This window comes from Methylobacterium sp. Leaf118 (genome assembly GCF_920984675.1).
Lineage (GTDB): Bacteria > Pseudomonadota > Alphaproteobacteria > Rhizobiales > Beijerinckiaceae > Methylobacterium.
Genome location: NZ_CAKLBV010000053.1, coordinates 19,542 through 31,387 on the forward strand (window position 1 = coordinate 19,542; position 11,846 = coordinate 31,387).

The 11,846-nt window shown below is 72.4% G+C and carries 8 protein-coding genes; 5 read left to right on the top strand and 3 right to left on the bottom strand.

The features are described 5' to 3' along the window. Nucleotides 1-447: 447 nt before the first annotated feature. The gene (locus LW587_RS18585; RefSeq protein WP_232631079.1) at nucleotides 448-3,528 is read left to right on the top strand and encodes a ribonuclease E/G; all 3,081 of its coding nucleotides are present in this window, start codon (nucleotides 448-450) and stop codon (nucleotides 3,526-3,528) included. Nucleotides 3,529-3,809: 281 nt separating this feature from the next. Here LW587_RS18585 and LW587_RS18590 read toward each other — a convergent pair whose 3' ends face one another. The 3 genes from LW587_RS18590 to LW587_RS18600 form a co-directional block, all read right to left on the bottom strand. After that, nucleotides 3,810-4,409, bottom strand: coding sequence for a cysteine hydrolase family protein (locus tag LW587_RS18590; RefSeq protein ID WP_232631080.1), 600 nt, complete (start codon nucleotides 4,407-4,409; stop codon nucleotides 3,810-3,812). Nucleotides 4,410-4,492: 83 nt separating this feature from the next. After that, nucleotides 4,493-5,824 carry an efflux RND transporter periplasmic adaptor subunit gene (locus LW587_RS18595; RefSeq protein WP_232631081.1) on the bottom strand — a complete coding sequence of 444 codons (1,332 nt, stop codon included), beginning with the start codon at nucleotides 5,822-5,824 and terminating at the stop codon, nucleotides 4,493-4,495. Next, entirely contained in the window at nucleotides 5,817-9,053 is a 3,237-nt protein-coding gene (locus LW587_RS18600) for an efflux RND transporter permease subunit (RefSeq protein WP_232631082.1), read from the bottom strand. The genes LW587_RS18595 and LW587_RS18600 overlap by 8 nt, the downstream gene beginning before the upstream one ends. Nucleotides 9,054-9,418: 365 nt before the next feature. Here LW587_RS18600 and LW587_RS18605 point away from each other — a divergent pair, with 365 nt between their 5' ends. From LW587_RS18605 to LW587_RS18620, 4 genes are all read left to right on the top strand, one after another. After that, complete coding sequence (locus LW587_RS18605; protein WP_232631083.1) at nucleotides 9,419-9,784, top strand: hypothetical protein; 366 nt, start codon at nucleotides 9,419-9,421, stop codon at nucleotides 9,782-9,784. 13 nt (nucleotides 9,785-9,797) lie between these two features. Continuing rightward, nucleotides 9,798-10,292 carry a prepilin-type N-terminal cleavage/methylation domain-containing protein gene (locus LW587_RS18610; RefSeq protein WP_232631084.1) on the top strand — a complete coding sequence of 165 codons (495 nt, stop codon included), beginning with the start codon at nucleotides 9,798-9,800 and terminating at the stop codon, nucleotides 10,290-10,292. Continuing rightward, nucleotides 10,289-11,092, top strand: a complete 804-nt coding sequence (locus LW587_RS18615; RefSeq protein ID WP_232631085.1) for a PulJ/GspJ family protein — start codon at nucleotides 10,289-10,291, stop codon at nucleotides 11,090-11,092. The genes LW587_RS18610 and LW587_RS18615 overlap by 4 nt, the downstream gene beginning before the upstream one ends. Further along, a partial coding sequence (locus LW587_RS18620; protein ID WP_232631086.1) for a type II secretion system protein GspK occupies nucleotides 11,089-11,846 on the top strand: 758 nt, incomplete at its 3' end. The genes LW587_RS18615 and LW587_RS18620, both read left to right, overlap by 4 nt.

Below are 11,846 nucleotides of genomic sequence, written 5' to 3' on the forward strand. Positions count from 1 at the left end.
GCGCTTGCCTCGCTCGAATGTCTTTCAGCATTCAGTCGGCGCCTACCGGTCTCCGGGCGGGTGTCACGGCATTCGCGGCCGCCGCATATTCCGGGGCGCCGCGCCTATGAAATCCAAAGGGCCGCCCACCGGCCCGCTTGTCTTCGCGAGGCTGGTTCGAGATGGGAGGACGCACAGCATCGGTTGCCGCTGCTCGTGCTCACGGCGCGCGGTTCTCGCGTTGCGCCGCACCTTCCCTCGCGCCGGCCCTGTTCAACCCCCAGCGCGCCGATACCCGGCGCCTTTCGGCGGTTGACGGCAATCCCCGCCCCGCACCCTCCGCGACCTCGGCGACGAGGCCGGCACGCGTCCACCCCCTTGCGGCCTTCAGGCCGGGGTTGGCGCCGCCGGGACCACGCGGCGCGAGCGTGAGGAGAACGACGTCGGCCGCCATGTCGAAAGCACGTCATGGCCAACAACAAGATGCTCATCGATGCGACGCATCCGGAAGAGACCCGGGTCGTCACGGTCCAAGGCTCTAGGGTCGAGGAATTCGATTTCGAGGCCGCCAACCGCCGGCCTCTGAGGGGCAACATCTACCTCGCCAAGGTCACCCGCGTGGAGCCCTCGCTCCAGGCGGCCTTCGTCGAGTACGGCGGCAACCGCCACGGCTTCCTCGCCTTCAACGAGATCCACCCCGACTATTACCAGATCCCGATGGCCGACCGCCTCGCGCTGATCGAGGCCGAGGCGCGCGAGGAAGAGGAGCACCGCGAGCGCGAGGAGCGCCGCACGCGGGGACGCCGCTCGCGCGGGCGCCGGGCCGAGGCCCGCGGCGCCAAGAACGACGAGACGGTGAGCGGCGACGAGGACGCGGTGCCGGGCGAAGGCGCCGCCGCCGATGCGCCCAGCCCCGAGGCCATCGAGGCCGAGCGCGCGGCGCTCTTCGAGGAGACCTCCGGGGAAGCCGGCGAGACCGCCGCGATCGAGGCCGGCGGCGACGCCTCCGCCAGCCTGCCGCAGGGCGCGTTCGAACCCGGCACCGAGGCGCCGGAAGCGTCCGCCGACGCGCAGGTCGCGCCGTCCGACATCGCCGCGATCTCCGAGTCCCCCAACCCGCCGGCCGAGGCCCAGACGGGGGCGGAGGTGCCGGTTGAGATGGCCGCGCCGCAGCCCGTGGCCGCGTCCGCGCCCGTCTCCGAGGCGGAGGCCCGCGCGGTGGAGGAGAGCGACGAGGACGAGGATTCGGAGGACGAGGAGTCCGACGAGGACGAGGACGACGATTCCGAGGACGACGAGGACGGCGACGACGACGAGGAGGATGACGAGGACGGCGACGACGAGGATTCCGAGGACGGCGAGCCGCGGGTCGCGCAGGTCGGCGGCGCGGGCGACGCCCTCGCCGAGATCCCCGAGCGTCCGCGCGCCTATCGCCGTCACTACAAGATCCAGGAGGTGATCAAGCGCCGCCAGATCATCCTCGTCCAGGTCGTCAAGGAAGAGCGCGGCACCAAGGGCGCGGCGCTGACCACCTACCTGTCGCTCGCCGGCCGCTACTCCGTGCTGATGCCCAATACCGGCCGGGGCGGCGGCATCTCCCGCAAGATCACCTCGGCCGCCGACCGCAAGCGCCTCAAGGAAGTGGTGGCCGACCTCGACGTGCCGGACGGGATGGGCATCATCCTGCGCACGGCCGGCGCCTCGCGCACCAAGCCCGAGATCAAGCGCGACTTCGAGTACCTGATGCGCCTGTGGGAGAGCGTGCGCGAGCTGACTTTGTCCTCGACCGCCCCGGCTCTGGTCTACGAGGAGGGCTCGCTGATCAAGCGGGCGATCCGCGACCTCTACAACAAGGATCTCGACGAGGTTCTGGTCTCCGGCGAGGACGCCTACCGCGAGGCCAAGGACTTCATGCGGATGCTGATGCCCGGCCAGTCCAAGGTCGTGAAGCCCTACCGCGATCCGACGCCGATCTTCGCCCGCTACGGCGTGGAGCAACAGCTCGACGCGATGTTCTCGACCCACGTGGCCCTGCGCTCCGGCGGCTACCTCGTCATCAACCCGACCGAGGCCCTGGTCTCGATCGACGTGAATTCCGGTCGCGCCACCCGCGAGCACGACATCGAGGACACCGCGCTCAAGACGAACCTCGAGGCGGCCGAAGAGGTCGCCCGGCAGGTGCGCCTGCGCGATCTCGCCGGCCTCGTCGTGATCGACTTCATCGACATGGAGGAGAAGCGCAACAACCGGGCGGTCGAGAAGCGGCTGAACGAGGCGCTCAAGAACGACCGGGCGCGCATCCAGGTCGGGCGGATCTCGCCCTTCGGCCTCTTGGAGATGAGCCGCCAGCGCATCCGCACCGGCGTGCTCGAATCGTCCTCGATCCCCTGCTCGCATTGCGGCGGCTCGGGCTTCGTGCGGGCGACCTCCTCGGTGGCGCTGCACATCCTGCGCTCGCTGGAGGAGGCCCTGCTCAAGTCCTCCACCCACAACCTCATCCTGCGCACCCACACCGAGGTCGCGCTCTACATCCTCAACCAGAAGCGGGCCCACCTCTACGATCTGGAGCTGCGCTTCTCCGTCACGATCACGATCTCGGCCGACGAGCGTCTGGCAGCGACCTCGGCGTTCCAGCTCGACCGCGGCGATCCGGCGGTGAAGACGGCCGGCCCGGTCACCGGCGTGCGCGCGCTGGCGATCTCGCCCGCCTACGACGCCGACGAGCTCGAGGACGAGGCGATCGAGACCGAAGAGGCCGAGCCCGAGGCCGAGGCCGAACCCGAGGTGGAGGGCGCGACGGAGGAGCGCGCGGCCTCGGAGGCATCCGAGGAGGGCGGCGGGCGTCGCCGTCGTCGCCGCCGCCGTCGCGGCGGGCGCGCGTCCGATGGCGAGGCTCGCGCCGAGGGTGAGGCCGGATCGGCCGGGGATTCCGAGGCCGACGGGGACGAGGACGGGGACGAGTCCGCGCCCGCGGACGCCGAGCCCACGGACGGGGACGCCGCCGCGGGCGCCGAGCGGGACGAGACCGCCTCGGAGGCCGCCGAGGCCAACGGCGACGACACCGATGCCAACGGACGCCGCCGTCGCCGCGGGCGCCGGGGTGGCCGGGGCCGGGGTCGCCCCGAGCGCAACGGGTCCCAGGATGCCGAGGGAGCCGATGCCGAGGAGGGCGAGGCCCGGGAGACGCATGCGGAGGAGACGCATGCGGAGGAGACGGCCGCCGACACCCTTCCGGTCGGACCGGAGGAGCCCGTCAGCGACGCCGACGTGACCACGGTCTCGGTGGCCGCCGACAACGGTGCCGCCGCCGAGCCGCCGCCGGTCGCGCCCGCGCCGGAAGCCGAGCCGCTTCCCGTCGAGGCGCTCGAGGCCGCCTCTGACAGGCAGGCCCAGGACACGGCGCAAGAGACGGTTCAGGAGCCCGTCGAGGCGCCCGCGCCGGAGCCGGCGCCGGAGCCCGTCGCGGTGGTCCTGACGCCGCCCGATCCGAACCGTCCCAAGCGGGCGGGCTGGTGGTCGCGCACCAAGGATGCCTTGACCAGCGAGTGACCGACCGGCCGGTCGAGCCGCCTCGGGCTCGACCGGATCGCCCCTCGCCCCGCATCACGGGCGAGGGGATCGTCGTCCGGCGGGCCTCACGGGCCTGATACGGGCTCCGCTTGATCAAAGCGGAGCCCGTATCAGGCAAGCCCGCGCGGCGTTTGAGCGAAGCCCAAATCCGCCATCCCGAAGGGATCAACCGGATTGGGTATGACGCCTCACCGGATTGCTCGTCCAAGCCTCCCGCGCCGTGGACGGGATGGGGCGCGTCAATCCACGCGCCCGATTGTTCAATCCCGGATCGCCGCCGCGTCCGGCGCGACCACGGCGAACAGATCGGCGAGCGCGGCGAGGCTCGCGGCCTGGAGGGCGGCGGCCGGAACGGTGGCGCCGTCCGGGCCCGGCAAAGCGCGGGTCGCGGTGGCCGCGGCCACCACGGTGGGGCGGAAGCCGAGGCTGAAGGCGCTGCGTGCCGTCGAGTTCACGCACATATGGGTCATGAAGCCCGCCACGATCACGTCCTTCACGCCGGCCGCCTGCAACCGGACCTCGAGATCGGTGCCGACGAAGGCGCTCGGGTACGCCTTGGTGATCACGGCCTCGCCGTCCCGGGGGGCGACCTCGTCGCTGATCTGTCCGATCGGCGCGGTGAGGTCGTAGGGCGAACCCGGCCCGGCATCGTGCTGCACGTGGAAGACCGGGATGCCGGCGGCGCGGGCCCGCTCCAGCAGCCGCTTCGCCTCGCGGATCGCCGGCTCGACCGCCTCGAGGCGCATCACGCCCTCCCGGTAGGTGTTCTGCAGGTCGATCATCAGCAGCGCCGCGCCCTTGAGCCCGGCGGGCTCGGGCGGCAGGCCGGACAGGGCGCGCAGGGTCTTGAGGTCGGTCACGGGGCTTCTCCCGGTAAGAGTGTCCGGGGGATGTGGGCCGGACGACGCGGCCGGCGCAACCCGGCCGAAGGTCGAAACCAACCTCAGCGCTGCGCCGCCTGCATCGGCTTCTCGGGCTGCGGGCTGATCCGGCCGCCCTCCTTGAGATCGGTGGGCGGGCTCAGCACGAGGCGTTCGCCGCCCCCCAGGCCCTGATCGACCTCGACGGTGGTGCCCTTGTCGCGGGCGATGTGGACGGGCGTCCAGGTCACGCTGTCGTCGTCGCGGGCGATCGCCACGCGGGTGCCGCCCTGATTGAACACCAGGGCTTCGGCCGGCACCGCCACCGTGGTGCCGCCGGTGCGCGGGATCGCCAGGGTGACGTAGACGTAGAGGCCGGGCCGGAGCGTGTGGTCGGGGTTCGGCACGTCGACCTGGGCCGTGAGGGTGCGGGAGGCGGCGAGCAGCGCCACGGAGCTGCGCTCGACCAGGCCGGTGAAGGTCCGGTCGGGCATCTGCGGCACCTTGATCTCGGCGGAGATGCCCGGCCGCACGCCGACCGCCGCGTTCTGCGGCACGTTGACGGAGACGCGCAGCACGTCGTCCCGGTCCATCGACAGGAGCGGGGTGCCCGAGCCGGCATCGGCCTGGACGAGGTCGCCGACATCGACGTTGCGGGCCGTCACCACCCCGTCGAAGGGCGCGGTCACGATCTCGAAGCCGGTCAGGGCCTTGAGCCGGCCGACGGTCGCCTCCTGCGCCTTGATGTTGGCCTCGGCCACCTTCACGTCGGCTTGCGCCGAGGCGAGGTTGGCGGCCTGCGAGAGGACGCCGGCCTGAGTGTTGTCGGCGTTCTGCTTCGAGGCCCAGCCCTGGCCGGCGAGCGTCGCGGTGCGCGAGTTCGTCACCTGGGCGAGACTCACATTGGCCCGGGCCTGATCGACCATCGCCTTCGCCCGCAGGAGCTGCGCCTGGAGCTGGCCGAGCTGGGCCTCGGCCTGGACGAGCTGCTGGTCGAGATCGGGGGCGGCGATGCGCAGCAGCACGTCGCCCTGCTTCACCCGCGCGCCGAGATCGACCCGGCGCTCGGCGACGTAGCCGGTGGCCCGGGCGAAGATGCGGGCGGTGGCGAAGGGCTCGGTCTGGCCCGGCAGGGTCAGGGCGATCGGCCCGTCGAGGCGCTTGGCCTCCACGGTGCGGAGCTTCGGCACGAAGACGGCCTGCCGCTGGCGGGTCTCCTCGGCCCGCGCCGCCCGCTCGGCATGGCCGTGGGCGCCCCAGGCGATCAGCCCCGCCGCCACGAGGGCGGCCAGCACGAAGCCGCGCTTGCGCGGCGGAGGCGGGATCTCGCCGGCCGGGTCGTCCACGCGCGCGCTCACCGTTCGATCCTGCGGTCGCGGGCGGGGCTCGCCCGTCGGGTCATCGGCATCATACATAATCCTGAAGCGGCTTGACCGCGCCACGGCGCAGCAGGCTGTAGAGGAAGGGCACGAGCAGCAGCGTCGAGGGCGTGCCGAGCGCGATCCCGCCCATCACGGCCCGCGCCAGAGCCGCGTTCTGCTCGCCGCCCTCGCCGGTGCCGAGCGCCATCGGGATGAGGCCGAGGAACATCGCCCCCGCCGTCATCAGCACCGGCCGCAACCGCGTCTCCCCCGCCGCGATGGCGGCCGCGTGGGCCGAGCAGCCCGTGGCCTCGCGGTGCTCCCGCGCGAAGGTGACGAGCAGGATCGAGTTCGCGGAGGCGATGCCCACCGACATGATCGCCCCGAACAGCGAGGGAATCGAGAAGGTGGTGCCCGTGATGAACAGGCTCGCGACGATCCCGCAGAAGGCGACCGGCAGGGCGGCGAGCACGACGAAGGGATCGCCCCAGCTCTGATAGTTCACGGCCATCAGGAGATAGACGGCGACGAGCGCGATGCCGAGGCCGATGCCGAGCCGGAAGAAGGCCGAGCGCATGTTCTCGATCTGGCCGCGGACCGTGATCTTGTCGGGGGCCGGCAGCGTCTTCTGAACCTCGGCGACGATCCGGTCGATGTCGCGGGCGACCGAGCCGAGGTCGCGGTCCTGCACCGCGGCATAGACGTTGAAGGTCGGCTGCGTGTTGACGTGGTTGATCACCGTCTGGGTCGGCCGGCGGGTGATGGAGGCCACGCTGGAGAGCAGCGTCAGGGCGCCCGGCCCGAGCCCGCCGGTGACCGAGGCCCGGGCGAAGAGCGGCGTGTTCTGGAGGGCGGTGAGCGAGTCGTTGCGGTATTCCGGCGTCTGCACCCAGAGTTGGTAGGGGATGCCGGTCTTCGGATCGGTCCAGAAGTTCGGGGTGACCTGGAAGGAGCCCGACAGCGAGACGTTGAGGCTCTGGGCGACCTGCTGCTGGGTCAGCCCGAGTTCGGAAGCGAGCCGCCGGTCCACGTCGATGTAGAATTGCGGCACGTCGACGATCTGGTGCAGGTGCACGTCGACGAGGCCCGGCAGGTCCTTGAGGCGCGCCTCGATGCGGCGGGCGGCCTCCAGATCCTTCTCGATGTTGCGGCCGGAGACCTGCACGTCGATCTGTGCGATCACGCCGAAATTGAGGATCTGGGTGATGATGTCCGAGGGCTGGAAGTAGAAGACCAGATCGGGGAACCGTTCGCGCAGGGTCTCGCGCAGGCGCCGCGTGTACGCCGCCACCGAGCCGTGGCCGGGCTTGAGGTCGATCAGCATCTGCCCGTCGTTGTAGGACACGAACGAGCCGTCCGAGAAGGCGAAGTTGTAGTTGTTCGACGGCAGGCCGATATTGTCGAGGATCTGGCCGATCTCGCCCTCGGGAATCACCTCGCGCACCACCGTCTGCACCGCGGCGAAGGTCTGCTCGGCGGTCTCGATGCGCATGCCGGGCCGGGTCCGCAGATGGAGCGTCATCTGGCTCGATTCGACCTGCGGGAAGTAATCCTGGCCGGTCCGGACGAAGAGCACGCCGGTGCCGGCGAAGAGCAGGCCGACCACGGCCAAGGTCGCGAGGCGGCGGCGCAGCACGACGTGGAGCAGCCCGACATAGCCGCGGTGGAACCGGGCGAATCCCGCCTCGAAGCGGCGGCGGAAGGTGCCTGCCAACCGGAAGACCGGCCGCGTCAGCCAGGTCGCGGCGCGGACGATCCGGCCCTGGCGCGGCGCCTCGTCCGCGCGCCCGTGATGCTGGAGGTACTCGCGGGCCACCAGCACGTCGATCAGCACCGGCACGAGGGTGCGCGACAGGAGGTAGGAGGTCAGCATCGCGAACACGACCGCGAGCGCCTGCGGCGTGAACAGGAATTTCGGCGTGTCGGTGAGCGCGAAGACCGAGACGAAGGCGGCGCAGATCGACAGCGTCGAGATCAAGGCCGGCTTGGCGATGCCCTCCGCGCCCTCGACCACGGAGTTGCGGAAGGGGCGCCCCTCCTCGAACAGCCGGTAGGTGTTCTCGATCGCCACCGTCGCGTCGTCGACGAGGATGCCGACCGCCAGCGCGAGGCCGCCGAGGGTCATCACGTTGATGGTCTGGCCGAGGGCGGCCAGCACCGCCAGCGAGGTGAGGATGCAGAGCGGGATCGAGACCAGGACGATCAGGGTCGAGCGCCACGAGCCGAGGAAGAGCAGGATCGTCAGCCCGGTGAGCGCGGCGGCGATGGCGGCCTCGTGCAAGACGCCCTCGATCGCCGCCGAGACGAAGACCGACTGGTCGAACAGCGGCTTGATCTCGAGCCCCTCGGGGGCCGCGGCGCGGATGTCCGGGAGCGCCGCCTTGAGGTTGTTGACGACGTCGAGCGTTGAGGCGGTGCCGTTCTTGAGCACCCGCATCAGCACCGAGGGCTGCCCGTCGGCCCGCACCACGTTGACCTGGGGCGGCCCGCCGTCGCGGACATAGGCCACGTCGCGCACCAGCACCGGCTGCCCGCCGACGACCCGGATCGGCATCTCGTTGAGGGCCGCGATCGCGTCCGGCGTCGCGTTCATCTGCACCGGGTATTGCTGCTCGCCGATCTTGGCGAGCCCCGAGGGGATCGTCAGATTCTGCGAGGTGACCGCGTTGGTGACGTCGAGGGGCGTCAGCCCGAGCGCCCGCAGGGCATGCGGGTCGAGATCGACCATGATCTGGCGCGGCGCTCCGCCGAACGGGGAGGGGAGCGTCGAGCCCGGCACCTGGGTCAGCCGCTGGCGGATGCGGTACTGGGCGTAATCGTAGACCTTGTTGAGGCTCTCCTTGGTCGAGGTGAGCGCCAGCTGGATCACCGGCACCGAGGAGGCGGAGAAGCGCACGATGACGGGCGGCTGCACGCCCGGCGGCATCAGGGCGCGGATGGAGTTCGTGGAGGAGACGATCTGGGCGATGGCGAGATCGATGCTGACGCTCTGGTCGAAGTAGATCTTCATCACAGACGTGCCCTGGAGGCTCGTCGATTCCATCCGGGCGATATTGTTGACGTTGTTGGAGATGCCGAACTCGGAATAGGTCGTGATCCGCTTCTCCATCTCGGGCGCGGACAGACCAGTATAGGTCCAGACCACCACGACGACCGGGATGTCGACGGTCGGCAGCACGTCCTTCGGTGTGACGATGATCGCGCCCGCGCCGCCGAGCATCATCAGCACGGCGAGCACATAGGTCGTAACCCGGAACTTGAGCGCGTATTGTACGAGTCCCATGCCGTTCCTTGAGGCCGCGGCGCCGGACGGCAACGAACACGCCGCCTGTTTCCGTTCTATGTCCGAAGATAGCCCGGAACAGCGCCGCGCTGCGATGCCGCAGTGTCGGACATCCCCCACAAGTGCCGCGGGCGGGATCCTGGCGGCACGCCGCGCGCCACGCGCGTGACGGGCCGCCGCAACACTGTATCCGCGCGGACCTCAGGCCCGCGACATCCCGCCGTTGACGGTCGCTGTACTGAATCCGGGGCGACGTGGCCGAATTCCCACGCCGGGCCGTTTCACCGAACGGCGGCCCAGCGGGCACGGGACGCCGACGGCGGGCCCTCGTATGGTGGGAGGGTCATGTCCTCGGATGCGCGTCGATGATTCTCCCGCGGCCGGCGCTGGTCGTCCTCTTCGGCGCGCTGCCCGGGACCGCGAGCCCCTGCGCCGCCCAGACGCTGCCGCGCCTCGGCCTCTCGGGGCCGGAGGTCGGGATGGACCTCTCCGCCAAGCCGCTGCGCGAGCGCCGGACGGGACGCGCGGACGCGGATGCGGTGATCCACCAGCCCCGGGGCGCCGGGCGCAGCCGAACCCTCGCCCAGGGCGACCCGGAGGCGATCGCACCGAACAGGATCCCCCCGGGGCAGGGCGTTCCCGCTGCGGCGGAGGCCGAGGAGGAGGGCGACGCGCCGGTCGATCCGCGCCCGCCCTCCGTCCCGCCGCGCTCCGCCCAGGCCGAGCCCTGAGCCGGCGCCCGCCATGCCGGCGCTTCCCCCCCGCAGCCGCCCTCACCGGCACACCGGCGCGCAAGCCGGCTTCACCCTACTCGAGCTTTCTCTGGCCCTGGCCCTGATCGGCCTCGTGGCGGCGCTCGCCCTGCCCCGGGCCTCGCCCCGCGACAGCGGCACCTCCCTGCGGATCAAGGCCTACGAGATGATCGCCCTCCTGCGCGCCGACCGGGACGCGGCCCGGGCGCGGGGCGTCCCGGTCGTGGCCCGGATCGATCTCGTGGCCCGCGCCCTGCGCTCGGGCGCCTCGGACCGCGCCGTGGCCCTGCCGCCCCGCCTCGCCGTGCGGGTCTCGGAGGGGCTCGCGGCGGGCGTGCGCTTCGCCCCCGACGGGACCGCCAGCGGCGGCGAAATCTTTCTCGCCCGTCCCGGCCTCGGCGGCCTCCTCGCCGTGCGCATCGATCCGCTGACCGCGACCGTCGATCTCGACGAGGGCGGGATGCGCGGGTCCGGGGGCCGGACATGACGGCGGCGGGCGCCCGGCCCCCGCGCGGCCGGCGCGGTGGCTTCCTCATGGTCGAGGCCCTGGCGGTGCTGGCGATCAGCGCCGCCATCCTGCTGGGCTTGGGCTCGCTCGCCCGGCTGATGCTGCGCCAGGCCGACGCGCTCGCCGAGCGCACCGCCCGGCTGGAGCGGGTGGAACAGGGATTGTCCGCCCTATCGCGGGACATCCGCCGCCTGGCCCGGGCCCGCTGGGACGGGCCGGACCGCGAGCGCTTCGTCTTCGCGGGGGCGCCGACGCAGTTGCTCTTCGCCCTCGACCGGCCAGCCGCCGACAGCCCCGCCAACAGCCCCGCCGACAGCCCCGCCGACAGCCCCTTGCGCGAGACGGTGGCGGTGCTCCTGCAAAGCCACAGCGACGGGACGACCGGGCGGCTCACCCGGGCCGAGGCGCCCCTGCCGCCCGGTCTCACCGGCCCCGGCGCCCTGGCCTTCGGGTCGGAGCAGGTGCTCTACGAGGGTCCGGCCCGCATCCGCTTCGCCTACGTGGCGGCGCCGACCGCGACGCGCCCGGAGCTGATCGTCGATGTTTGGCCCGCGAGCGGCCCGCCGCCGGTCGCCGTGCGGCTCGGCCTCGCCGATCCGGCGACCGGCGACGTGGCCAGCGCCCTGCGCGTGCCGATCCTCACCGAGGCCGAGCCCGGCTGCGTGCGGGCGCGGACCCATTACTGCAGCCGCACCAATGAGGGCGGGGCCGAGGACGACGCGCCCGCGTCTCCCGAGGCGGCGACGCCGGCGGGGGCCGACGGCCGGAGGCGCGAGTGACGACGCGCCCGACCGCGCCGGGGAGGGGCGGCCGGCACCGGCGCGCCGGCTTCATCCTGGTGGCGGTGCTCGGCGTCGTGGCGCTCCTCGCCAGCCTGATGGGCGGCTCGACCCTGCTGGTGCGGGCGGCCTTCGAGGGCGCGCAGGCCAAGTCCGACGACCTCGCCCTGGAGGGCCTGCTCCGGGCCGGGCTCGATCTCGCCGCCCACGAACTCTACGGCCTGCGCCTGCCCCCGGGCCTGATCGAGGGCCAGGAGATCCGGCTCGATTCGGGCACCGTCACCCTGTCGGTCAGCGACGAGGCCGGACGGATCGACCTCAACGGCGCCGATCCGGCGCTCATCGCCGCCGCCTACCGCGCCGTCGGCGGCCGGGGCCTCCATCCGGAGGCGTTCGCCGCCCGGGTGGTGGCGTGGCGCCAGCGCCACGAGCCGACGGGCAAGACGCCGCAGATCGACGAGAACCAGCGTCCCCCGCGCCGCGAGGGATTCCGGACCGTGGGCGAGCTGCGCTGGCTGACCGGCGTCACCGCCGCGGACGCCGCCGCGCTGGCGGGGCTCCTGACCGTGCACAATCCCGGCGGCCGGATCGACCCCGAGAGCGCGCCGCCCTCCGTGCTGCTCGCCCTGCCGGGGATGCGCCCGCCGGTCGTCGACCAGGTGCTCGCCCTGCGCCGCCGCCCGGGCGCGCGGGCGCACATCGCCGCGTTGCTGCGCCCGCAGGCGGCGTTCCTCGCGGCGAAGGGCGGGGCCGC